The organism is Rouxiella aceris, from assembly GCF_012933545.1.
Classification (GTDB): domain Bacteria; phylum Pseudomonadota; class Gammaproteobacteria; order Enterobacterales; family Enterobacteriaceae; genus Rouxiella; species Rouxiella aceris.
Map to the genome: position 1 here is coordinate 153,606 of NZ_JAADJU010000007.1, position 24,378 is coordinate 177,983.

General features: G+C 51.8%; 25 protein-coding genes. 13 read left to right on the plus strand and 12 right to left on the minus strand.

Annotated elements, in window-relative coordinates; translation table 11 throughout:
* Nucleotides 1–32: 32 nt before the first annotated feature.
* The 7 genes from GW590_RS14340 to flgA all read right to left on the minus strand — a co-directional run bounded on the left by GW590_RS14340 (nt 33) and on the right by flgA (nt 5,960).
* On the minus strand, nt 33–890 hold the full coding sequence (locus GW590_RS14340; protein ID WP_169403729.1) for a transporter substrate-binding domain-containing protein: 858 nt from the start codon (nt 888–890) through the stop codon (nt 33–35).
* A 93-nt stretch (nt 891–983) separates the two neighbouring features.
* Nucleotides 984–1,709, minus strand: coding sequence for an ABC transporter permease (locus GW590_RS14345; protein ID WP_169403730.1), 726 nt, complete (start codon nt 1,707–1,709; stop codon nt 984–986).
* Entirely contained in the window at nt 1,709–2,425 is a 717-nt protein-coding gene (locus GW590_RS14350) for an ABC transporter permease (protein ID WP_169403731.1), read from the minus strand. Before GW590_RS14350 ends, GW590_RS14345 begins: the two co-directional genes overlap by 1 nt.
* A 36-nt stretch (nt 2,426–2,461) precedes the next feature.
* Entirely contained in the window at nt 2,462–3,931 is a 1,470-nt protein-coding gene (locus GW590_RS14355) for a M20 family metallopeptidase (protein WP_169403732.1), read from the minus strand.
* Between the two features lie 219 nt (nt 3,932–4,150).
* Nucleotides 4,151–4,588 carry a flagellar export chaperone FlgN gene (gene flgN / locus GW590_RS14360; RefSeq protein ID WP_169403733.1) on the minus strand — a complete coding sequence of 146 codons (438 nt, stop codon included), beginning with the start codon at nt 4,586–4,588 and terminating at the stop codon, nt 4,151–4,153.
* A gap of 6 nt (nt 4,589–4,594) precedes the next feature.
* Nucleotides 4,595–4,897 (minus strand): flagellar biosynthesis anti-sigma factor FlgM, encoded by a 303-nt coding sequence (flgM, locus tag GW590_RS14365; protein ID WP_169403734.1) that lies wholly within the window; start codon nt 4,895–4,897, stop codon nt 4,595–4,597.
* Nucleotides 4,898–5,261: 364 nt separating this feature from the next.
* A complete protein-coding gene (gene flgA / locus GW590_RS14370) occupies nt 5,262–5,960 on the minus strand; it encodes a flagellar basal body P-ring formation chaperone FlgA (RefSeq protein WP_169403735.1) in 699 nt (232 codons plus the stop codon).
* Between the two features lie 273 nt (nt 5,961–6,233).
* Here flgA and flgB point away from each other — a divergent pair, with 273 nt between their 5' ends.
* From flgB to GW590_RS14430, 12 genes are all read left to right on the plus strand, one after another.
* The gene (gene flgB, locus GW590_RS14375; protein WP_169403736.1) at nt 6,234–6,647 is read left to right on the plus strand and encodes a flagellar basal body rod protein FlgB; all 414 of its coding nucleotides are present in this window, start codon (nt 6,234–6,236) and stop codon (nt 6,645–6,647) included.
* 6 nt (nt 6,648–6,653) lie between these two features.
* Entirely contained in the window at nt 6,654–7,058 is a 405-nt protein-coding gene (gene flgC, locus GW590_RS14380) for a flagellar basal body rod protein FlgC (protein ID WP_169403737.1), read from the plus strand.
* A gap of 12 nt (nt 7,059–7,070) precedes the next feature.
* On the plus strand, nt 7,071–7,769 hold the full coding sequence (flgD, locus tag GW590_RS14385; RefSeq protein WP_169403738.1) for a flagellar hook assembly protein FlgD: 699 nt from the start codon (nt 7,071–7,073) through the stop codon (nt 7,767–7,769).
* 46 nt (nt 7,770–7,815) lie between these two features.
* The gene (flgE, locus tag GW590_RS14390) at nt 7,816–9,057 is read left to right on the plus strand and encodes a flagellar hook protein FlgE (protein ID WP_169403739.1); all 1,242 of its coding nucleotides are present in this window, start codon (nt 7,816–7,818) and stop codon (nt 9,055–9,057) included.
* 56 nt (nt 9,058–9,113) lie between these two features.
* On the plus strand, nt 9,114–9,869 hold the full coding sequence (locus GW590_RS14395) for a flagellar basal body rod protein FlgF (RefSeq protein WP_169403740.1): 756 nt from the start codon (nt 9,114–9,116) through the stop codon (nt 9,867–9,869).
* 72 nt (nt 9,870–9,941) lie between these two features.
* Nucleotides 9,942–10,724, plus strand: coding sequence for a flagellar basal-body rod protein FlgG (flgG, locus tag GW590_RS14400; protein WP_169403741.1), 783 nt, complete (start codon nt 9,942–9,944; stop codon nt 10,722–10,724).
* 255 nt (nt 10,725–10,979) lie between these two features.
* Nucleotides 10,980–11,624 carry a flagellar basal body L-ring protein FlgH gene (locus GW590_RS14405; protein WP_408014942.1) on the plus strand — a complete coding sequence of 215 codons (645 nt, stop codon included), beginning with the start codon at nt 10,980–10,982 and terminating at the stop codon, nt 11,622–11,624.
* A 9-nt stretch (nt 11,625–11,633) separates the two neighbouring features.
* On the plus strand, nt 11,634–12,764 hold the full coding sequence (locus GW590_RS14410) for a flagellar basal body P-ring protein FlgI (protein ID WP_169403743.1): 1,131 nt from the start codon (nt 11,634–11,636) through the stop codon (nt 12,762–12,764).
* Nucleotides 12,764–13,714 (plus strand): flagellar assembly peptidoglycan hydrolase FlgJ, encoded by a 951-nt coding sequence (flgJ, locus tag GW590_RS14415; protein ID WP_169403744.1) that lies wholly within the window; start codon nt 12,764–12,766, stop codon nt 13,712–13,714. The genes GW590_RS14410 and flgJ overlap by 1 nt, the downstream gene beginning before the upstream one ends.
* A 217-nt stretch (nt 13,715–13,931) precedes the next feature.
* Nucleotides 13,932–15,587, plus strand: coding sequence for a flagellar hook-associated protein FlgK (gene flgK, locus GW590_RS14420; protein WP_169403745.1), 1,656 nt, complete (start codon nt 13,932–13,934; stop codon nt 15,585–15,587).
* A 49-nt stretch (nt 15,588–15,636) separates the two neighbouring features.
* On the plus strand, nt 15,637–16,599 hold the full coding sequence (gene flgL / locus GW590_RS14425) for a flagellar hook-associated protein FlgL (RefSeq protein WP_169403746.1): 963 nt from the start codon (nt 15,637–15,639) through the stop codon (nt 16,597–16,599).
* Between the two features lie 623 nt (nt 16,600–17,222).
* Nucleotides 17,223–18,899, plus strand: coding sequence for a ShlB/FhaC/HecB family hemolysin secretion/activation protein (locus GW590_RS14430; protein WP_408014940.1), 1,677 nt, complete (start codon nt 17,223–17,225; stop codon nt 18,897–18,899).
* Nucleotides 18,900–18,942: 43 nt separating this feature from the next.
* Here GW590_RS14430 and GW590_RS14435 read toward each other — a convergent pair whose 3' ends face one another.
* The 5 genes from GW590_RS14435 to GW590_RS14455 all read right to left on the minus strand — a co-directional run bounded on the left by GW590_RS14435 (nt 18,943) and on the right by GW590_RS14455 (nt 22,956).
* Nucleotides 18,943–19,638, minus strand: coding sequence for a CidB/LrgB family autolysis modulator (locus GW590_RS14435; protein ID WP_328803079.1), 696 nt, complete (start codon nt 19,636–19,638; stop codon nt 18,943–18,945).
* Nucleotides 19,635–20,030, minus strand: a complete 396-nt coding sequence (locus GW590_RS14440) for a CidA/LrgA family protein (RefSeq protein WP_169403749.1) — start codon at nt 20,028–20,030, stop codon at nt 19,635–19,637. The genes GW590_RS14435 and GW590_RS14440 overlap by 4 nt, the downstream gene beginning before the upstream one ends.
* A 212-nt stretch (nt 20,031–20,242) precedes the next feature.
* Nucleotides 20,243–21,073, minus strand: coding sequence for an ABC transporter permease (locus tag GW590_RS14445; protein ID WP_169403750.1), 831 nt, complete (start codon nt 21,071–21,073; stop codon nt 20,243–20,245).
* A gap of 1 nt (nt 21,074) precedes the next feature.
* Entirely contained in the window at nt 21,075–21,923 is an 849-nt protein-coding gene (locus GW590_RS14450) for an ABC transporter ATP-binding protein (protein ID WP_169403751.1), read from the minus strand.
* Nucleotides 21,907–22,956, minus strand: coding sequence for an ABC transporter substrate-binding protein (locus GW590_RS14455; protein ID WP_211186783.1), 1,050 nt, complete (start codon nt 22,954–22,956; stop codon nt 21,907–21,909). Before GW590_RS14455 ends, GW590_RS14450 begins: the two co-directional genes overlap by 17 nt.
* 210 nt (nt 22,957–23,166) lie before the next feature.
* Between GW590_RS14455 and GW590_RS14460 the strand changes: the two genes are divergently transcribed.
* Entirely contained in the window at nt 23,167–24,327 is a 1,161-nt protein-coding gene (locus GW590_RS14460; protein ID WP_169403752.1) for a PQQ-dependent sugar dehydrogenase, read from the plus strand.
* Nucleotides 24,328–24,378: the final 51 nt, after the last annotated feature.

Here is a 24,378-nt window from a genome sequence, read left to right on the forward strand (position 1 = left end):
CTGGTTGCCCTGCATAACCGCAGATAGGAACTTTATTGTGGCACGGTGTCGGTACCAAACCACTTAAGGGCCAGCTCTTTTAACGAACCATCTTGCTTCATTTGGCCAATGGCCTCATCAAACATTTTTTTCAATTCCGGATCGCTCTTACGGATCCCTACCGCTGAGCCTGAACCGAGAATGCCACCAATAAATTGTGGCCCGGTAAGACGGATGTCCTGATTACCGGGTTTGGCGATGGCACCAGTAAGATAGGTCGCCGAAGCAAATACCAGATCGATACGGCCAGATTTCAGGTCGAGATCGTGTTCTTCGGTGGTTTTATATTCCCGAATAGTGACCAGCCCTTTCATATATTTTTCGAGGAACTGCTGGCCTATCGACGAACCCTGTACGCCGACAACCTTACCTTTCAGTAAAGGGGCCAGTTTTTCCACTTCCGCTTTGGCTGCAGCCTCATCGTTGCTTAATGAAAAGCGCGTAGCCAGATCCGGCAGGGTGGCTAACGGACTATCTTTTAATACTGCAAAGGTTTGGCCCGCGCTGCTATAAGGGATCGAGAAGTCGATGATTTTTTTGCGCGCTTCGGTGGCTGAGAGTCCATCAATAATGGCATCAAACTTACCGGCGTTAAGTGCGGGGATAATGCCGGCAAAGGGTTGCACTACAATGTCGCATTGCACCTGCATCTTTTGACACAACACCTTGTACATATCTATTTCAAAACCGTCGAGGGTGCCATCAGGTTTAGTAAAGTTAAATGGCCGGAATGCGCCTTCGGTAGCGATTTTTACCACTGTCCATTTTTTACCCTCTTCTGCATAGCTGCCAAAGCTGGCCACCAGCGTTGCGCCAAGACATAACGCACTAACCAAACTTGCCAATTTCATGTTGTTGAACCCCTTAAGTCATGCAAAGTTAAAACACCTGGATGATTGCCATTTGGCAGTAAAAATCTTGTGAGTACGCCGAGCTCCTGGCGCTTAGTGAACCTCACCGAGCGGTTTTTCTATGGTCACTGCAGGTTGCGTCCGCAAATGTGGCGTAAGGCGATATTCCAGCAACATCACCAGGCGGCTGATCAGCAGATTGATCAGCAAATAAATTAACCCGGTCACCAAAAATACCTCCAGTGCGCGATAGGTCTCGGAAATGATTTTTGCGGCGATGCCGGTGATATCCATCAAGGTGATAATTGAACAGAGCGAGGTAGACTGCACCATGGAGATCAACTCATTGCCGTAGGCAGGCAATGCCTGACGGATAGCAATGGGAAAAACAATGCGTCGCATCATTAACAGTCGCGACATGCCACAGGCGCGGGCTGCTTCTATTGCGCCATGGGGCACCGAGAGCAAACCACCGCGCAGGATCTCACTGCCATAGGCGGCGGTGCACAGTGACAGCGTCAGCAGCGCGCAGCCGTAAGGCTCGCGTAACATCGGCCATAAAAAACTGTGACGCACAGCGTCGAATTGCCCCAATCCGTAGTAGATTAAAAACAGCTGTACCAGTAGCGGAGTTCCGCGAAAACAGAAGACATAGCCACGGGCCAACTCGCTAAGCCAGCGATAGGGTGACAGGCGGGCCAACGCCAGCAACAACGCCAGGCAGAAACCTGCGGCCACCGAATAGAACGCCAGCTCGAGGGTGAGGGGGATGCCGGGAAGCAGTTGCAGCAGCGTTTGCCAGAGAAATTCAACGTCCATTAGCGTTTCACTCCCCGCGAATAATGGCCTTCTGCCTTTTGCAGCGACCAGCCGGAGACCGCCGAGATCAACAGATAAAGCAGCGCGGCAGCACAGTAAAAATCAAAGGGTTTACCGGTAGAACCGGCCCCGGTTTGCGCCTTGTTCATTAATTCCGCCAGACCGGTGACCGAGACCAGCGCCGCCGCCTTTAATACCACTTGCCAGACATTGCCCATTCCCGGCAGCGCATGACGCAGCAGCAGCGGAATAATAATGCGGCGAATACGCACCGGTGTACTCATGCCAAAGGCTTTTGCCGCTTCCAGCTCACCCGGTGCAATAGCATAAAACGCGCCGCGAAACACCTCGGTCTGCTGAGCCCCGGCAGCAATGCCTACCGCCAGCATCCCGGCCAGAAAACCGGGAAAACTGACAAACTGGCCGTCACCAAAAACTTTGCCCAGCGTGGTCAGCAACTGGCTGCCACCAAAATAGAGCAGGTAGATGATCAGTAAATCGGGAATACCGCGAATAACCGTGGTGTAGGCGTCCGCCAGATAGCGCAACGGTCGATTGCCACAGATTTTTACCCAGCAAACCACACCGCCAATGGCACCCGCCAGTAGAAAACCCGACAACGACAGGGCGACAGTCATTAATGCCCCGGCCAATAACATCGGCCCCCAGCCATCAGGGCCAAAGCTGAGGGTTTGTAAAAAGCCCAGATCAGCCATCTCTCTCTCCTTGTCTGTCAGCAAGTCGCGACACTATTAGTGGCTACCGGGAAAGGGTGGCTGCACATCATCGGGAATGGGATTGATAAAGGGTGTGGCGGCCAGCTTGCTGGCATGTTCCGCTTTTGCCTGAGCAATCAGCTCCGGTTGCGTGAACAGATCCATTGTGGTGCTGGCCATCAGTTTTGCGGCGTGAATCAACCCCTTGTGCGCCAGCGACGATTTGCCCTGAGCGACCAGTTGCCATGAGTGGCCAGGGGTACCAATAGTGTAAGTGGCAATCCGCGCCTGTACCGTCGGCACCACCCAACTGACCGAGCCGACATCGGTCGAACCAAGCATTGAGCTTTCCGGGCGATCCAGCGGCAGGACATAATCACAGAGCATTTCCCCCTGTTTGGCAGGCAAACCGACCCGCTGGTAAGCGCTGCCAATCTCTTCCTGATTCATAGTCTGCTGAAAACGCGCGGCATAGGCATAATCGGCATCGTTAAAACCCGGACCGCCAAGTTGCTCAAGATGTGATTGCATCAGCGTTTCCAGTACTCGGTTGCCAATCAGATTGGCATCACCGCTGAGAATATGGCGTTGCATCGTGGTTTCGGTCATCAGTGCCGCACCGGCAGCCACATTATCGACGCGCTTAAGCAGGGACAACAGTTCCGGCAAGGTGCGCGTACGCACCAGATATCGCACAGTGGCATGGGCCTGCACCACGTTAGGGGAGAAACCGCCGCTGTCGGTAATGGCATAGTGAATACGGGCACTGCTTGGCATATGTTCACGCAGATAGTTTATGCCGACATTCATCAGTTCAACGGCATCAAGGGCACTGCGGCCAAGGTGAGGGGTGGAGGAGGCATGGGCGGCGCGACCATGAAAATGGTAGTTGATTTCGTTACAGGCCAGGGAGTTGGCATCCATAACGCAGTTAAAAGCTCCGGGATGCCAGCACAGGGCAACATCGACATCGGCGAAAACACCGGCACGAACCATAAAACCTTTTGCCGAGCCACCTTCTTCTGCCGGACAGCCGTAATAACGCACGCGACCGGGTAAGCCATTGGCAGCCAGATAATCTTTTACGGCGGTTGCAGCCAGCAAGGCCGCCGAGCCAAGCATATTGTGACCGCAACCATGCCCGTTGGCGCCGGCCTGCAGCGCAACGGGTTCGGCGATATCGGCCTGTTGGCTCAGTCCCGGCAAGGCATCATATTCGCCGAGAATGGCAATTACCGGGCCGCCTTCGCCTGCTTCACCCATCATTGCGGTCGGCAGGTCGGCCAGCCCTTCAGTCACGCGAAAGCCCTGTTGTTTAAGGAGTTGCAGATGCGCCTGAGAAGACTTGAATTCGGTGTAATTGACCTCTGGTGTTTCCCATATTCGATCGCTGAGATCGCAAAAAATGTTTTTTTTCTCATCGATTAACGCCCAGACGTGCTGAAGCAGTGCCTGGTCCGGGGTGGCATGGGCTGGTTGGGCATCAGTGGCGGGTGTCGGCTGCATGGCAATAGTCCTTATTGGCTGGGGATAAACTTATCTCTACAGATAGATCTATCAAGCAATAAGGATGCCAAACATTTCAATTGCTTAGAATTGGCAACTGTTCAGGAAAATCGCTGTTTTAATACCATGGGCAATAGAGAGCCAAAGGATCATTTGAACCAAAATGATCCATTTTCTCTCAAGGCTGAAAGCGGCTGGTGCGGTAAAGCAAGGAAACGGTTAAACCGAGATTTTGCGAGCCAGCTGTTTAGGCTGCATCGTCTGCCCATTCGGGCCATAAAACTTGTTGGTTTGGCTGGCTTTAAGAATAGACAGGGCCTGGGTATTATAGGTCAGCTGTTTATCCAGCAACAATCCATTGTGTCTGTTGATATTACTGAGTTTCTGCGTCAGCGTCACGATAGACTTCCAGCGATCGGCAATCTCTGGTTGGCGTGAATAGGGTGCGGTTTGTTTTAAACGCACATCGTGCTGACGACGTTGCCCATCAAGATAATCTACGGTGGTCAATAACGAACTTTTCTGTTCGGTAATCGTCTGCAATGCCATTCCGTTTACCCGACCGGAACATAATAACGTTTGCTCGTGCTGGATAACCAGATCGAGTGCCTGCAGTGTTTCAACCAACGTATCCATTGTCTTGATAAAGTTTTTCATTGGGCGCTAGAAACCTTTCAAATAATCCTGAGTATCCGCTATCAACGCATCGGCAATTTTACCTGAATCCATTGTGAGCTTGCCGTCACGAATAGCCTGTTTTATATCACCCACACGTTGGGTGTTGATGTCGCCTGTGCTCGATTGTGTTAATGTCGCCTGAGCATTACTTAGTGTCACCGCGGTGCCGCTTGCCGGTGTGGTGCTGACCGCAGTCTCTTTACGTGCTGACTGGACTGCAGGCTCGCTGGTATCACGCTGTTGAATAGATGTCACGCCTGATAACGCTTGAGTACGATCGATACTCATATATAAATCTCCGCTAAAAACTGTTTGCCGTTGCTGGTTCAGATTAAATAATTGATTGCTTAATCAACAATTTAGCCACCTTCAGATAACTCATAGCAGCCGAATAGTCGCTGCCTCATTTATAAGTTATCGTCAGTCGTGAGATAAACTTTAGTGTTGATCACGTTATTTAATGCCGAATCTTACAGAATTTCGGGCTAGCCCGTTGATCATCTGGTATTCCGGGCAGTCCAGCAATGGCTCTGTGTTTGCTGCTTTACTGAACAGCTATCATTATTTACTGACTGGAAATAAATTACCAGCCGTTATCGAAAAACTGCGCTAAATCAGATTACCGCTACCAGCAACCTTATGACTTTGGTGGTTAGATCATTAAACTGACACTGCCGTCTTGCGCTACCGTCCCGTTAACAATCTGGCCGGAAGGCATGCGCACTCTGACACTGTCATTGGCTGCGGCGTTATTCATGGCTTTACCGGTACTGGTGATATTGAAGCCGCCACCGTTAGCCGAAACCTGGACCTCTTGCCCGGCATGCACCATCCAGGGACGACGCAACATGTTCAGGGTCAGCGGTTGACCGATATTGATATTGCGCAGCGAAATGGCGTTAAGCGCCTGCTTCTCATCCATAATGGTGTGCGGCGGCAACTGATCAAGTCTTCCTTTATGCCGTTCGATATCCTCAGTGGTAATATGACCACCGCTGGTGATATTGCGTGCTGCCACCCAGTAACTGCCGCTAACCTGCACACTGGCCTGAATAAAACTCTTTTGTCCGTTGCAGGTAACCCCTACCGACACGTTGCCCCAGGGACGAGCATTTGGCATTAACGAAAAGTTGGGGGCCGGGCAATTGGGTTGCCGCTCTGCCGGGGTGTTTATCACCGCGTTTACCTGCATATCGCTGCCACTATATTGTTGCAGAAAAAATTGCTGCAGCTGGGTGGTCAACGCTGACGCGGCCGGAGCAGCAAATACGGGCAAGGCCAGGACCATCAGCAGGCCACTCAATAAGAGTTTCGCTAACAGGCGTAAACCAGACTGACCACGGTTATTCATTGCTTTCCCCTCCGAACCTCGGTTTATGTGCCGCCACATGAGCCGCGCAAGCAGCCAGTGTGCAACACATATCCTGTTTAATAATTCCCGTCTTGTTCAGGCTTGGACCAGATGCCGTTATCGCCTGTGACTTTGGGTATAGCGGCAAGTCTACGCGCTAATGACAATTCCTAAGCGGACAAATAGCGGCGCATTTTGCGCTTATTCCTGCGATAGGTTGTTGTGCGCTCATTTTATGCTGTCGACTCCAAATTCTAACTTTGCGGAGGGCGCATGCTCGACAAATTGAACGCCGCACTGCAGTTCCAACAGGAAGCGCTCAACCTGCGCGCCCAGCGGCAAGAGATCCTGGCAGCAAATATCGCCAACGCGGATACCCCAGGGTTCCAGGCGCGTGATATCAACTTTGCCGGCCAGTTACAGAAAGTGATGGAAAAAGGTCGCGCCAGCGGCAGCGGTCTGGCGTTGTCATTGACCTCGGATCGTCATATTGCAGCCGAAACGGTGCAGCCACCGGATCTGGATTTGCTATACCGCGTGCCCGATCAGCCTTCGCTGGATGGCAACACGGTGGATATGGACCGCGAACGTACTAATTTTGCGGATAACAGTGTGCGATATCAAACCGACCTTACCGTCCTTGGCGGCCAGGTTAAAGGGATGATGTCAGTGTTGCAACAAGGATAATCCCTGATGTCAATGCTCAGTATTTTTGATATTTCCGGCTCTGCACTTCAGGCGCAGTCCCAGCGTTTGAACGTCGCGGCCAGTAATATGGCCAACGCCGACAGCGTCACCGGGCCAGACGGTCAACCCTATCGTGCCAAAGAAGTGGTGTTTCAGGTTGATGCAGCAGCAGGCCAGGAAACCGGTGGCGTCAAAGTCTCAGGCGTCGTGGATTCTTCAGCACCGGAACGCGTGGTGTATCAGCCGGGTAATCCCCTGGCAGATGCCAAAGGCTATGTGCGTATGCCAAACGTAGACGTGGTGAGCGAGATGGTGAACTCCATTTCTGCCTCACGTAGTTATCAGGCCAACGTCGAGGTGCTCAACACGACCAAAACGTTGATGATGAAAACCCTGACTTTAGGGCAGTAACCGGAGGTTTTTATGTCAGTTCTTGCGTCGTTGAATGATACAACCAATAACAGTGTTGCTTCCACCAGTAGCACCAGCAGTACAACAAGCACCAGCGGAACCAGTGCTGCCGATCTCTCTAGTCAGTTTTTAACCCTGTTAGTGGCACAGCTTAAAAATCAGGATCCCACCAATCCGATGGATAACAGCCAGCTGACCAGCCAATTGGCGCAGATTAATACCGTAAGTGGTATTCAGCAGCTAAATACCACTTTGGGTAGTATTTCCGGCCAAATCACCAGTAACTCGTCTGTACAGGCTTCATCACTGATAGGTCATGGTGTGATGGTGGCAGGTAGCGCGATTCTGGTGGGGACCTCCAGCGGTACCACCAGCACTACGCCTTTTGGTGTCGAACTCGAACAGGCTGTTGATACCTCAACGGCCACCATTACCGATGCCAGTGGCAAGGTGGTGAAAACCATCAATCTGGGAGCGCAGACCGCCGGCGTTCACAGCTACACCTGGGATGGCACCGAAGATGATGGTTCCACAGCACCTAATGGCAGTTATACCTTCAGCGTGAATGCCACCAACAACGGTCAGCAAATGGTCGCAACAGCGCTGAATTACGGCTATGTCAACGGTGTTATCAACAATACTTCAGGGACTTCATTGGACCTGGGTGTTCGCGGGACCACCACGCTGGCTAATGTGATGCAAATCCTGTAACCCGGCAATCTCGTTATACGATAACCCACAATTTTCGGAGTAAATTATGAGTTTCTCACAGGCAGTCAGCGGTTTGAGCGCAGCGTCATCGAACCTGGATGTGATTGGTAATAACATTGCCAACTCCGCGACCGATGGTTTCAAGGCTGGCAGCATCTCTTTTGCAGATATGTTTGCCGGTTCGCAAACCGGTCAGGGCGTAAAAGTGGCGGCGGTCACCCAGGATTTTAGTGATGGCACCACGACCACCACTAACCGCGCGCTGGATGTGGCGTTGAGCGGTAATGGCTTCTTCCGTCTGACTGATTCTACTGGCGCAGTGTACTATTCGCGCAATGGGCAGTTTTCAGTGGATGCCAACCAGAATCTGGTCAATGCCCAGGGTCTGCATATCACTGGCTACCCGGCAACAGGTACACCACCGGCCATTGCCGCTGGCGCTCAGGCAGTACCGTTAACCATTCCGACCACCCTGATGGCGGCAAAAGCCTCCACCACCGGTACCATGGTTGCCAACCTTAATTCAACGGATAGCGTGCCGACCACCACCACCTTTAGTAGCACCGATAGCACCAGCTACAACTACAACACCACTTACACCACCTATGACTCCCTGGGTAACTCGCACGATAACGACGTTTACTTCGTCAAGACTGCAGCCAACACCTGGGATGTTTACTCCAAAGACAGCAGCGTAACTGGTTCTACCGCCGCGAAAGTGGGCACCCTGAACTTTAATACCAACGGTCAACTGGCCAGCACCACTGATGCTACCGGTGCCGCAACGGCAAATAACACGCTGAATCTGACCATGAACGTGGCCACCAACGGTGCCACCGCACCGCAGACTGTCGCGGTTAACTTTACCAACAGTATTCAGCAGAATACCGGTGCTTCCGCTATCGGTTCACTGACGCAAAACGGCTATGCCGCAGGCTCAATGACCGGCTACACCATCAATAATGACGGTACTATCACCGGTTCTTATTCCAATTCACAGACGCAACTGCTGGGGCAGATTGTATTGAGCAGCTTTGCTAACAACGAAGGCCTCAAATCTGAAGGGGATAACGTCTGGTCAGCCTCTGCGGCATCCGGCCAGCCGATCACCGGCGTTGCTGGTTCTGGCGGTCTGGCAAAAATGACCAGTGGCGCGCTGGAAGCTTCTAACGTCGATACCAGTAAAGAACTGGTTAACATGATCGTCGCGCAGCGTAACTACCAGGCTAATGCGCAAACCATCAAGACCGAGGATCAGATCCTCAACACCCTGGTCAACTTGCGCTAATTTTCGCCGACAACAGGCTTCCCGTGCGATTCGGGAAGCCCTAATGGGAAAGCACTATGGATCACGCTATCTACACCGCCAGCGGTGCCGCCAGCCAGACGCTTAATCAGCAGGCGGTCACGGCCAACAACATGGCGAATACTTCAACACCGGGTTTTCGTGCCCAATTGATGGCGCTGCGTGCGGTACCGGTTAATGGACCGAGTCTCGAAACACGCACGCTGGTAACGGCTTCCACTCCGGGAGCGGATATGACCCAGGGACAGCTGAATTACACCGGCCGTCCATTAGATGTCGCGTTACAACAAGACGGTTTCCTGGCGGTGCAGATGCCTGATGGCAGCGAAGCCTATACCCGCAATGGTGATATGCAGGTATCACCGAACGGACAATTAACCGTTCAGGGTAACCTGGTGCAGGGCACTAATGGGCCAATTTCGGTACCGCCGCAATCGGAACTGACCATTTCTGCCGATGGCACTATCTCGCTTCTTGGGGCTGGCAATACGCCGAATACCATGGAAGCGGTGGGTAAGTTGAAACTGGTAAAAGCAACCGGCAGAGAAGTGGTGCGTGGCGACGACGGTATGTTCCGTGTCAGTCCCGACGCGGTAGCCACCCGGGGAACCACTTTGCAAGATGATGCCACCATTCACGTTATGCCCGGTACTCTGGAAGGCAGTAACGTCAAACCGGTGGAAACCATGGTCGATATGATCGCTAACGCCCGCCGCTTTGAAATGCAGATGAAAGTTATTCATAGCGCGGATGAAAACGACCAAAAAGCTAACGAACTGCTGTCAATCAGCTAACCCCTTTTAATAACGCCTGTAGGGTTATTAAACACGGCTTGTCGTTAACCGCGACAGCAGAGGAGTCACAACATGATCCCATCGCTTTATATTGCGAAAACCGGTCTGGATGCACAGCAGACCAATATGGACGTTATCGCCAACAACCTGGCCAACGTCAGCACCAACGGTTTTAAACGTCAACGCGCGGTATTTGAAGATTTGCTGTATCAGACCGTTCGTCAGCCTGGTGCCCAGTCTTCTACGCAAACCAGCCTGCCATCGGGTCTGCAGATTGGTACTGGTGTACGTCCGGTTTCTACCGAACGTATTCAGGAGCAGGGCAACCTGACGCAAACCAGCAACAGCAAAGATATTGCCATCAAAGGGCAGGGATTCTTTGGCGTCCAGTTGCCGGATGGTACCACTGCCTACACTCGCGACGGCTCTTTCCAGGTCGATCAGAACGGTCAGTTGGTCACATCAAGCGGCTATCAGGTGATCCCGGCGGTAACTATTCCGGCCAATGCCCTGACCATTACCGTGGGACGTGATGGTATTGTCAGCGTGACTACCCAGGGGCAAACCGCTGCCACGCAGGTTGGTCAGTTGACATTAAGCACCTTTATCAATGATGGCGGTCTGGAAAGTCTCGGTGAAAACCTCTATCAGGAAACGCAAAGTTCCGGCACCCCAACGGAAAATACCCCGGGGCTGAACGGCGCAGGCTTGCTGTATCAGGGCTATGTTGAAACCTCTAACGTCAATGTGGCGGAAGAGCTGGTGAATATGATTGCCACTCAACGTGCCTATGAAATTAACAGTAAGGCAGTATCAACCTCTGATGCCATGCTGCAAAAACTGACTCAGCTCTAACAGAAAGTTCAAGTAATAGGGATCAGGTGGCATTAAAAGTGACAAGGTAACCGATTGGTTGCCTTGCCGCAGGGGCAAACCTGCTGCAACCTGAAGAAAAATAGTGAAGATCGGGGTACACCCACAGTGACCCCTGTCTTTCAGATTGATCTTTTTAAGGCTATATCCGTGGTGACCATGAAATTTACGTCGGCCAGCGTTAACTCGCAAAATAGAGCAGTAGTGCGTGCATTGCCGTTACTACTCACAGTGTTGATGAATGGCTGTGCCTATTTTCCTCATACCAACCTGGTGGAAGGGAAAACCACAGCGCAACCGGCACCCGCGGCACCACCGGTACCTAACGGCTCGATCTTTCAGAGCGTTATGCCAATGAATTACGGCTATCAGCCACTGTTTGAAGATCGTCGACCACGTAACGTCGGCGATACCCTGACCATTGTGATGCAGGAAAACGTCAGCGCCAGCAAGACATCCAGTGCCAGTGCCAGTCGCGATGGCTCCTCAACCTTTAGTATGGCCACTGCGCCGCGTTATTTAGCCGGACTGTTCGGCAACGCACGAGCGGACGTCGACTCGACCGGTGCCAATAAGTTTGCCGGCAAAGGTGGGGCAGCAGCGAATAACACCTTCAGCGGTACCTTGACGGTGACCGTCAGCGAAGTGCTGGCCAACGGCAATATGCGGGTTGTTGGTGAGAAGCAGATTGAAATTAACCAGGGTACCGAATTTATTCGTTTCTCTGGGGTAGTTAACCCGCGCACTATCAGTGGCTCGAATACGGTGATTTCTACCCAAGTCGCCGATGCGCGCATCGAATATGTGGGTAACGGCTATATCAACGAAGCGCAGAGCATGGGTTGGTTGCAGCGGTTCTTCCTTAATGTTTCTCCGTTTTAGAGGCGACAAATGAAAAAATTCACTGATTCATTGTCAAGGTTGGTCCGCTCGCTAGCCGTGGCGGCGACCCTGATAAGCCTGTGCTCGCCCCCGGCGTCCGCGGACCGCATCCGTGACCTGGCCAGCGTTCAGGGCGTACGTGATAACGCCCTGTTGGGCTATGGGTTGGTGGTCGGCCTGGACGGTTCTGGTGACCAGACGACGCAAACGCCTTTTACCACGCAAACCTTGACCAACATGTTATCCCAGTTGGGGATCACCGTGCCGGCCGGGACCAATATGCAGTTGAAAAACGTGGCTGCGGTGATGGTGACGGCGAAACTGCCGCCATTTTCTCGTAGCGGACAGGCAATTGATGTGGTGGTGTCCTCCATGGGTAACGCCAAAAGCCTGCGCGGCGGTACTTTGTTAATGACGCCGCTTAAAGGCGTGGATAACCAGGTCTATGCCCTGGCACAGGGTAACGTGCTGGTCGGCGGTGCTGGTGCGTCTTCCGGGGGCAGTAGCGTCACCGTTAACCAGCTTTCCGGTGGTCGTATCACCGGCGGTGCCACGGTTGAACGTGAATTACCCACCACCTTCGGTACGGATGGGGTGATCAATCTGCAGCTTCATGAAGATGATTTCAATATGGCACAGGCAGTGAGTGATGCCATTAACCGTCGTGGCATCGGTATGGCCTCCGCCCTCGATGGACGAAATGTGCAGGTTCGCGTTCCGCGTGGCGGTAGTTCTCAGGTGCGTATTTTGGCCGAAATCCAGAATATCGACGTCGTGATCGGACCTATGGATGCAAAAGTCATTATCAACTCACGTACCGGCTCGGTGGTAATGAACCGCGATGTTACCCTCGATACCTGCGCGGTTGCCCAGGGTAATCTGTCAGTAGTGGTAAATCAGTCCAGTAATGTCAGTCAGCCAAATACGCCATTGGCCGGTGGACAGACGGTGGTTACACCAAGCACGGATATCTCGGTACGCCAAAATGGTGGCTCCCTGCAGCGCGTGCAGTCCAGCGCCAGCCTGAATAATGTGGTACGTACCCTCAATGCGCTAGGTGCAACGCCAATCGATTTAATGTCGATTCTGCAAGCGATGAAAACCGCAGGTTGTCTGCGTGCTGACCTGGAGATTATCTAATGGGCGATCTTATGTCGATGTCAGGCGCCGCCTATGACACGCAAAATCTGGACAAACTCAGACTGGCGGCGAAAAACGATCCGCAAGGGCAGATCAAGACGGTTGCCAAACAGTTTGAGGGGCTTTTTGTGCAGATGATGTTGAAAAGCATGCGTGCCGCCTTGCCGCAGGATGGCATACTCGACAGTGAGTCTACCCATCTGTATACATCGATGTACGATCAGCAAATTGCCCAGGATATGTCCTCCAAAGGTCTGGGTATGGCCGATATGATGGTCAAGCAACTGACCGGCGGCAATACCGAACCATCAGAAACCGCCGGTACTGTACCTATGGCGCTGGATAAAGAGATGATCCAGAGCCTGCCGGTGCAGGTGATGGAGCAGTATCTGCGTAAAGTCATTCCAACGGCACCGGACCGCACCACCGGTGGCGCACCTTTGGGCCTGGACAGCGGACAGTTTGTTTCCCAGCTTTCCGGGCCGGCGAAAGCGGCCAGCGAGGAAAGCGGTATTCCACACCAGTTGATCGTCGCCCAGGCCGCGCTGGAATCAGGCTGGGGTCAGCGCGAAATCCCCACCGCCGATGGCAAGCACAGCTACAACCTGTTTGGTATCAAGGCGGGATCGAGCTGGGATGGTCCGACTACCAGTATTACCACCACAGAATATGTCGATGGTGTGGCGAAAAAAGTCCAGGCCAGTTTCCGGGTCTATGGTTCTTACCTGGAAGGTATCGCCGACTATGTGAAAATGCTGACTACCAATCCGCGTTATGCCCAGGTCGCAGCAGCCAATACGCCGGAAGAGGCCGCACACGCCTTGCAAGACGCGGGCTATGCTACTGACCCGGCCTATGCACAAAAGCTGGTCAGCGTGATCCAGAAAATCAAGGGTGCCGGTGAGCAGGCAGTCAAAGCCTACAGCAGCGATTTAAGTAAAATTTTCTAATCTCTGGCACCTTTTTGTGGGCCCGTTTTTATGCCGCGAGCCTGTCTGTTTGATAACAGAAGTAATTTGCTTTTTTTCCTCAAGTAATGACCAGGCTTGCCGATAATCATTTCAGGCTGACCAAAGCTGTACCGCTTAACGTTGGCAACTTAATTAAACCAGAGGGTGGCAGGGATCCTGATAATGGACAGTCCCCACTGAAAGAAAAGGGTCACTCATGAGTAGCTTAATTAACTCCGCCCTGAGCGGATTGAATGCAGCGCAAGCAGCGCTCAGCACGGTCAGTAACAATATCAGCAACGTCAGCGTTGCCGGTTATAACCGTGAACAGGCTATTCTGACAGAAGCCAACGGCACCAGTACCCCTGCCGGCTATCTGGGCAACGGCACCAATGTCACCGGTATTAACCGCGAATATAACGCCTTTGTGGTCAATCAACTACTTAGCGCCAGCACCGTCAATAGCGCCTTGACCACTCAGTCAGGCCAGGCTTCACAGATAGACGATTTACTGTCAAGTACCACTACCAGTCTTGATACTACTATGCAGACCTTTTTTACCAGTCTGCAAACCTTGTCCAGTAATGCCAGCGACAGTGCAGCGCGCCAGACAGTATTGGGCGATGCCCAGGCTTTGACCTCACAGCTTAATAGCGCTGCAAAATATCTTAATGATATGAACAGCGGTATCAATCAGCAGGTTAGCGATAATGTCACGCAGATTAATAACTATACTGCGCAGATCGCCAACCTCAATAGCCAGATTTCGCAAACCCGCAGCAGCACCGGTCAAGAACCCAATGCGTTACTTGACCAACGTGATCTGGCGGTGAGCAATCTTAACGCTATCGTTGGCGTGACTGTGACCCAGCAAGACGGTGATGCCTATAACGTCTCTTTTGCCAATGGTATCCCTCTGGTGCAGGGCTCCACAGCGGCCACATTGGTAGCGGTGCCATCAGATGCCGATGCCAGCCAAACTACCGTTGCCGTGCAGTCAAAAGATGGTACTCAGTCGCAAATCAGTGAAAGTCGTATCACTACTGGTAGCTTGGGCGGGGCATTGTCTTTTAGAAGCGACAACCTCGCACCGGCTGTTAACCAACTGGGGCAATTAGCCCTTAACCTGGCATCGAGCTTCAATACTCAGCACGATAAAGGTTTCGATCTTACGGGCACCGCAGGGACTGACTTTTTCTCCTATACCGGCGCCTCAGTGGTCGGCAACAGTAAAAATACCAGTACGGCGACATTGAACGTCAGCTACAGCGATACCACGGCAGTAAAAGCCAGTGACTACGCCATGACTTACGACGGTTCAAACTGGAAAGTTACTCGCGTCTCCGATGGTGCCAATATTACGCCAACGGCGGGAACCGACAGCAGTGGCAATGCCACCCTGAACTTTGATGGCTTGTCGGTCGGAGTTTCCGGTACGCCAAACGCCAATGATCGTTTCACCATTAAAACGGTGAGCAATGCAGCCAGCAGTATTGATGTTGCTATCACCGACCCGTCTAAAATTGCGGCAGCCAGTACGGCTACTGCCGGGGTAAGTGATAATACCAATGCCCAGGCATTGCTAAACCTGCAAACAGCCAAACTGGTCGATGGCAAAACGACGTTGAGCGGTGCTTATGCCAGTCTGGTGAGTAGCGTGGGTACGCAAGTCAATACGCTGCAAACCAATAGTACGGCACAGACCAATATTGTCACTCAGTTGACCGCGCAACAGCAGTCAATTTCTGGGGTCAACCTCGATGAAGAGTACGGTGACTTGCAGCGTTATCAGCAATATTACATTGCCAATTCGCAGGTGATTCAGACCGCTTCGACGATCTTTAATGCCATTATTAGTGCGGTATCGGCGTAACTTGGCCTTTTTGACTTTTTTTACCTTGAATTAGTAAGGAACTGATGCCATGCGCCTTAGTACCAATATGATTTACTCACAGAATATGAGCGGTGTGCTGAATAATCAGAACCTGATGCAGGCAAGTGCACTGCAGCTCTCTACCGGTCAGAAAGTCAATAGACCTTCAGACGACCCGTTGGCTGCCTCGCAGGCGGTGATGGTTAAGCAATCTGAGGCGCAAAACACGCAATATGGTCTGGCGCGTACCTTTGCCACTCAGAGCCTGAGTCTGGAAGACAGCACGTTATCAAGTGTGGTGTTGACCATTCAGTCTGCGCAAACTGTGATTGTCAGGGCTGGTAATGGTACTCTCAGCGACTCTGACCGTGCGTCACTGGGGACGGAATTGCAGGGACTTAAAAATCAGTTGGTTACTCTGGCTAACACCACTGACGGTAATGGACGTTATATTTTTGGCGGTTATAAGACGGATACTCCTCCTTATAGTGTTGATGCCACCACCGGTGCAGTGACTTACAATGGCGGTAGTTCGCCGATCACCCAGCAGGTGGATGCCACCCGTACTCTCACCATTGATCACACAGGGACGCAGATTTTTAACTCATTGACCAGTGATCCTGTTGCCGAGCCGGATGGTTCAGCCAGTGAAACAGATATTTTCAAAACGCTGGATAATGCTATCACTGCACTGAATACGCCGTCAGCGAGTTTTACCAATACGACGGATTACACTGCAGCCATTGATAAAGCCAACCGTGGCTTGAGCAATTCGCTGAACAATGTTCTGACGGTGCATTCTGAGGTGGGTACCAGCATGAACGAGGTTGATACCCTGGACAATTTGGGTAGCGACCGCGACGTGACCAATGCGAGCACCCTGAGCTCACTGGTTGACACCGACTGGACCAAGGCCATTTCTGACTACAGTTTGCAGCAGGTGGCTCTTCAGGCCTCGTATAAAACTTTCTCCAGTATGTCGCAGATGTCGCTGTTCCAGCTTAATAAATGATTTGTCATTTTTATTCTTGAGCGCGACTTTGAAATAGACGCAATCCGCTTTGACTCCCGGTCAATTCGGATTGTGTACCGGAAACATTATTCTGCTGCTTCTTACGGCTAACCGTCATGCCAGTGGCCAGATGATTTTTCTGACTCTATAGCTACCATCTTTAATAGCCTTTCCAGGTTATTAATATTGCCATACACTGCCATTCAATTATTTGAATGGACTGCTTTCTGAACGTACTTAAACCGGGTGCGGTCAGCTTTGTATGTCACTCTTTATACTAAGGTTTAGAGTGACATACACTTTTTCAATAAGATCCCGCCTCGCTTATAATCTGGAATATAATTAGCACTCCTCGTAATAACCTCGCCGTTTAATAGTGCAATATAATGACACAGCATGCTAATTAAATAAGCGGCCAGTTGTTTTGTTTGAGACTGTGACTTTCAGATAGAGTGCTGTCTACAAAAATATTTATGGTGCTACACTGCCTGTAACTGATTGCCAAGATATTGTCAGATGGCATACCTCTGCTCCGGGCAGTGCACGCCAGGATTGGTGATATATTTCTTACCCGTAACACTAATAACCTGGGGTTATATCCTGGGTTGGAATAAGGATATTCCGTGAGAACAAACAACATAACGTTGCAGTTGGCAATTTTTTTATTATTTTTTTTCGCGTTTGTATGTCTACCGTCAGTAGCTAACCAACAGCTTATCTATCAGCGTGTTCGCCAACAGGCGTTAGAGAAAAAATTAACAGTACGCCCCCCTGAAGTGTATTTATTACTCCGTAATAAACGCAGTGCCAAAATAGTTTTTCCTCACGAGATCCCCTGTTTTTTTATCACTAAAATAAAATTAGTGGACCGAGAGAAATTACCCTTTTGGCTGCCGCTGCAAAATATCGCCAATCAGGGGGCAGGGAAATGTCTGGGGATCACCAGCATCAGGCTGTTGGCGGATATGCTGCAACAGCAACTGGTCACCAGCGGTTATACCACCAGCCAGGTAGTGGTTCTACCGCAGGACTTGAGGCAGGGTACTTTGTCTCTGCGACTGAATGTTGGTACGGTAGGCCGGTTGCAGCTTACCGCAGACAGCCACCGCGCCATTACGCTTTATAACGCTTTTCCCCTTGCCAGCGGAGATCCCCTTGATCTTGCCGATATAGAGCAAGGTCTGGCTAATCTGCGTCGTTTACCAACGGTAACAGCCGATACCGCGTTGGTTGCCACCACAATACCTGGGGTGAGCGACGTTGCCGTACATTGGCAGCAGGAAAAAATGTGGCGATTGGGGGCGTCACTGGATAATTCGGGGCCGGCCAGCAGCGGACGCTATCAGGCAGGGTTAAGCCTATCGCTAGACAATCCGCTGTTATTTAATGACTTGTTTTATTTATCAGCCATCAACGCTGTGCAGCGTGGCAGTAAACAGGGCAATAGCAACTTTACGGGTCACTACTCGCTGCCCTTTGGCTATTGGTTGGCCGGTATCACCGTCAGTCGCTACGATTATCATCAGCATCCGGCCGCACGACCGCGAGACGATCGATATCGCGGCAACAGCAAAAACGTCAATTTTCAGCTAAGCCGGGTATTACAGCGCAACGGCAGCCAGAAAACCTGGTTGGATTTTATGGCGTTGGCCCGCGTATCCCATACTTATACCGATGACAGCGCTATTGACAGCAAACACCGACATAGCTCTGCCTGGCGACTCGGTCTGCGGCATCAACAGCAGCTTGGCGCTGCTACTCTGCACGCTGGTATCAGCTATCAACAAGCCACGCAATGGTTTGCCGCCCGTGAGATCGACTATAACGCTGACGGGCAGGCCGCCGCGCTGGGTAATATTATGCAGATGCACGCCGAGGGGCGTGTGCCATTACGGCTATATGGACAAAACCTTGACTATACCATCGGCTATTTCCGTCAGCAGGCGTCGGCGGCGGTAATGTCGCAAGATCAGTTTGCCATCGGTAATCGCTGGACGGTGCGCGGCTTTGATGGCGAGCAAACCCTTAATGCCGACAGTGGCTGGTGGCTGCGCAATGATCTGGCGTGGCATACGCCAGTGGCAAACCAGCAACTCTACCTGGGTCTGGATTATGGCAAAACGGGTCGTGGCAGTCGGGATTGGCCGACAGCCAGCGCCCTGGCGGGAACAGTGGTGGGACTACGTGGGAAGGTATTGGCAACCGACTATGATCTGTTTGTTGGCCTGCCGCTGGTCAAGCCGGCAGGTTTTGCTGCCAGCCCGGTAATTCTGGGTTTTACCCTCAACTGGCAGTACTGACGCTTGCTGACGCCCCATATTGAGCGTCAGCAAGCGACATGGATTAACCAAAAATATGCAGTAAGACCGGAAATAAGAAAGGAGCCAGTAGTGAGGTGATAATGCCGCAAATCACCAGGGCTAACGAACTGAATGCGCCTTCCTGATAGTCCATCTCGGCACAGCGCGCCGTGCCCAGGGCATGGGAGGCGGTACCCATTGCCAGCCCACGCGAGGCCTTGGTGCTAATCTTTAACAGGTTAAGCAAGGTATGGCCAAACACCGCCCCGAGAATACCGACAAAAATAACGCACACCGCACTGATGGCCGGTATACCGTTAATTGACTGTGCCGTTGCCATGGCAATAGGGGTGGTCACCGATTTAGGTAGCACAGAGGCGGCAATTTCCGGCGTCGCTCCCATCCATAAGGCAATGGCGGTGCCGGTGGTCATTGCCACCACGCTACCAATAAAACAGATGCTGATAATGGATTTCCAGCGGGCGCGAATCTGATGCAACTGCTCATACAGCGGAAACGCCAAAGCCACCACCGCCGGTTGCAGCAAATCGTTAAGGATCTTGCTACCGGCAAAATAGCGGGCATAGGGAATATGGGTCAGCAGCAGCAGCGGGATAATCACTACCATCGACATCAGCAGCGGATTAAGCAGCGGCATTTTAAGCTTCAGTGCCAGTTTGCGGGTGGCAAAAAACACCAGCAGGGTCAACGGCAGAGACCACCAGATATTTGTCATTATTTTTCCTCCGGCTCGCCAATCACTGGCCGTTCGCGATGAACATAGTGGGATGAAAAGGCCACCACCAATAAGACAACAAGCGTACTGACCAGGCAGGAGACCACTAACGGCCCAAACTGTGTACGCAATTCATCGTAATAACTCATCACCCCGACGCCGATGGGCACAAACAGCAGCGCCATATAGCGGATCAGTAAACTACAGCCTGGTTTAACCCATTGGTAGGGCAGGATCTGCGTCGATAACAGCGCAAAGAGGATCAACATGCCGAGGATACTCCCGGGGATAGTGATGGGTAATAGCATGGAAATGGTGTTGCCGACGTATAAACAGGCATAAATCAGCACAAATGCCCGGATATATTGTAAAAGCAGTGATATTGCGGAGCGCATGGCGTCTGTCCCAGTGGAAATATGCAATCATCATACAATTAAGTTGTGATCTGCGCCACATAATGAAGTATGAAATTTCGGAATACAGGTTATGCCATATTGCTTGGGTAGTGTAAACGACAGCTCATATATAAAGTTGATTTAACCTGCCGCCAGTACCGCGGCGGATGCACTAATCCCGGTGCAGACTGGCTGGCGCGACTTACTAATGTCTAGCATTGCCGCTGGTTATCCGGCTGCCATTTCAACAGTTTTCTTTCCAGCAGACTGACCAGGCTATCCAACAGCAGGGCACAAAGGGTCAAAACAATAATCCCGGCGAAAATGGTATTAATATCAAAACTGCCTTCTGCTTGCAGGATCAGGTAACCAATGCCGCGCGCAGAACCGAGGTATTCGCCGACCACCGCGCCGATAAAGGCCAAACCAATAGCATTATGCAAACTGCAAAATACCCAGCTTAGTGCCGAAGGCAGGTAGAGTGTTTTGATGCGCTGCCAGGAATTGGCACCCAGCATATTAAGGTTATTGACCCATGCCGGATTTACTTCGCGCACTCCCTGATAAACATTAAAGAACACGGTAAAAAACACCAGGGTAACCGCTAGCGCTACTTTGGACCCCATGCCCAGCCCAAACCACATGGAAAAGATCGGAGCTAATACTACGCGAGGCAGGACATTAGCGGCATTGATAAAGGGGCGAAGCACTCGCGCCAGCAGCGGTGACAAACCCAGCCATAAACCGCTGACCAATCCGGCGAGGGTACCCAGAATAAATGCCAGCAGGGTTTCGCTAAGGGTGATCAGCAGATGGGGATAAATTTCTGCCGGGAAGTGCCACTGCCAGTGGATGTTATCTCCCCAGCTGATCTCCAGCTTGCCGCTGCCTTGCGTAAACCAGCGCAGCAGGCAAGCTGCGACCTTAGCGGGTTCACCGAAAAAGAAAGCCACCTGGGCATCACGTGATGCCAGTTGCCAGAGCAGCAGCAATAGCGCCAGGATCGCCAATTGCCAGCCAATGGTGGACCCATATTTATGCATATTATCCTCGCTGCTGCTGTTGTTGGTAGCCGGTGAGTACTTCGTTGCGCAGCACATCCCATATCGCGGCATGCAAGGCAATAAATTGTGGCTGATGGCGGATCTCATTGACATCCCGTGGTCTGGGCAAGTTGATACTAAATTCTCCCACAGGGTGACTGGCCGGCCCGGCAGACAGCACGATAACGCGGTCTGACAGTGCGATGGCTTCGTCGAGATCGTGGGTAATAAATAGCACTGCCTTTTTCTTTGCCTCCCAAAGCGCCAGCAGTTCATTTTCCATCAGATAGCGGGTTTGAATATCCAGTGAGGAGAAGGGTTCGTCCATCAGGATGATATCCGGATCCAAGATCAGCATTTGCGCCAACGCCACGCGCTTGCGCATCCCCCCTGACAGCTGATGGGGATAACAGTCGGCGAATGCTGTTAGCCCGACCCGCGCCAGCCAATAGCGCGCCTGTTGCCGTTGGCTCTGTTTGTCGACACCGCGATATTGCAGACCGAGCAGAATATTTTCGCTGGCGGTTCGCCACGGTAGTAACACTTCGTTTTGGAACATATAACCTGCCCGGGTATTCAACCCACTGAGCCGCTGGCCAAATACCTGGACTTCACCGGCCGTTGGCATTAATAAACCGGCCGCCAAATTAAGCAACGTTGATTTGCCACAGCCGGTAGGGCCGACCACAGAAACAAATTCTCCGCCCGCAACAGATAATGAGGTATCGGCAATGGCAAGATAATCGGCCCCTTGTTGATGACCACCGCCAAAGTGATAACCTATCTGCTTTAATGACAATGCAGGCGGAATTTCCTCTACCGGTAGATAACGCTTATTTATATTTGTCATTAGCATGCGCTGCAAATTGATTGGTCCAGGTGGTCGCCAAATGAATATCGGCAGCGGCAAAGTCCGGATCATAGCTTTTCAGCACCGCCAGCAGCGTTTCCGGGCCCGAAGGGGAAAAGTAGCCGTTGCTGGAGAGCGTTGCCCGGTTTTTGGCAAACGCCTGCTGGTAAAGCGCTACGTCGTTTAATAAATAGCTGGCAGGCACCACGCGACTGACTTCCTGTGGTGATGCCTTTTGCAGCCAGTGCAAGGCACGTACCATAGCGTTGGTTAATGCCTGGATGGTGTGTGGATTGGCTGCAACAAATTCGCTTTTGCCATATAACGCACCGGCGGGCATCTGGCCACCAAAGATCGCGTTGGTCCCTTGCTCGCTGCGCGTATCGGCAATCAGGGTGATCTCATGGTTTTGTTCAAGTAGAGCAATAACCGGATCGGTATTGACAATGGCGTCAATTCGCCCGGCACGTAACGCCGCTACCGCCCCGGCCGAGGTACCAACGCCAATATAAGAGACATCGTCTGGCGTCAGTCCCGCTTTGGCCAGTACAAAGTTGGCCAGCATATTGGTGGAAGAGCCCGGGGCGCTAATGCCGATCTTTTTGCCCTTCAGATCGCTAATCTGTTGGTAATTGGGCAGGGTTTTGCGTGAAACCGCCATGACAATCTGCGGTGCCGTATTCATTAAAACAAAGGCAGTGAGCGACTGCTTTTTAGTCTGCATCTTGAGGGTATGTTCATAGGCTCCGGCCACCACGTCGCTGCTGCCGCCAATCATCGCCTGCAAGGCCTTGCCACCTCCGGCAAAATCGGAAATTTCCACCGTTAATCCCTCATCGCGAAAATATCCCAGCCGATCAGCAATGGTTAGCGGTAAATAATAAAACAGATTTTGTCCGCCAACGGCGATGGTTATTCTATTTTTTTCAACAACAGGATGTGAAGGCGGGTTATTGGCAATGGCCGGGTGCGAAATAGTCGCCATTATCAGGCCATAAAATAGAGTAAATAAATGCAGGTATTTTTTAATCATAAATAATTAATATCCTGTTGATAAGCTGAGTATCTATTATTAAATAATTTAAATGTTTACTAATTTCATAATAAAGGGCAGGCGTAAAGAATCTAGCCTATATAAATAATAAGGGTCAAGGAATTATCCCCGGTTGAGGACTGGTCTACACTTAGGCTTTTATGTCATCAGCAACAGCAATGGCCATTACAACAGCGAGGGAACCCCGCCATGCGGCATTTATTTGCAAAAAGAAAAACCCAGTGGCTAAAGCTGCTGGCAGCAGGGGCGCTGGCTGCACCAGGTTTTGTGCTGGCACAGGCCGCGCCGGAACCGGCAGCCAGGGCAACAGTCAAGGTCGAAACCTTGCTAAGCGAGCTTGATCACCCCTGGTCTTTGGCCTTTTTACCCGCCTCACAGGGCGCACTGATCACCCAACGCAGCGGACAATTACTTCTGTGGCGCGGGGGACAGTCCGGGCCAACGCCGGTCACCGGTGTTCCTGAGGTCTGGGTCAACGGCCAGGCGGGTTTGTGGGACGTACGGTTGTCACCTGATTTCGCCAAAAATCATCGTGTATACCTCAGCTTTGCGCAACGTGACAGTCAGGGACAGCCCCATGCCCAGCTTGGTTATGGCACCTTGTCGGCAGACGCTGGGCATCTGACAGATTTTAAAACGATTTTTGTACAGACGCCGCCACTGCAAAGCGGCATTAACCTCGGAGGACGGCTGGCGTTTGATACAGCGGGTAATATCCTGATGTCCCTTGGCGATAATAACCAACGTATCGAGGCACAAAATCTGCGTTCGCTAAATGGCAAAATTATTCGCCTGACCGCTGAGGGCGGGATCCCGGCAGATAACCCTTTTGTCGGCCGCCAGGATGCCCGCCCGGAGATTTGGTCTTATGGGCAACGTAATCCCCAGGGATTGGCTTTTAACCCCTGGAATGGACAACTGTGGGAAACCGAGCATGGCCCGCGCGGTGGCGATGAAATTAATATTATTCAGGCAGGTAAAAACTACGGCTGGCCTCTGGCCACCTATGGCATTGACTATTCTGGTTCGCCGATCCCGGAAGCTAAAGGCACACAGATGAACGGGGCACAAGATCCACTTTATTACTGGCGGGTGTCACCGGCGATCAGCGGCATGGCCTTTTATCATTCTGTCCGTTTCCCGCAATGGCAAAACAGCCTGTTTATCGCCGCACTCAAGGAAAAATCGCTGATTGTACTCAAGGTTAAAGACGGTAAAGTCAGCGGCGAGCAGCGTTTGTTAAGCGATTTTGGTCAACGCATTCGCGAAGTGCAGGTGGGACCCGATGGCTATCTCTATCTGCTAACCGATGAAAAGGCGGGGAAATTGTTAAAACTGTCGCCGCCATAAGTAGTCCCTCCATCGCCATGTCTGTTGGCGAGGAGGGACAGGGACAGCGCA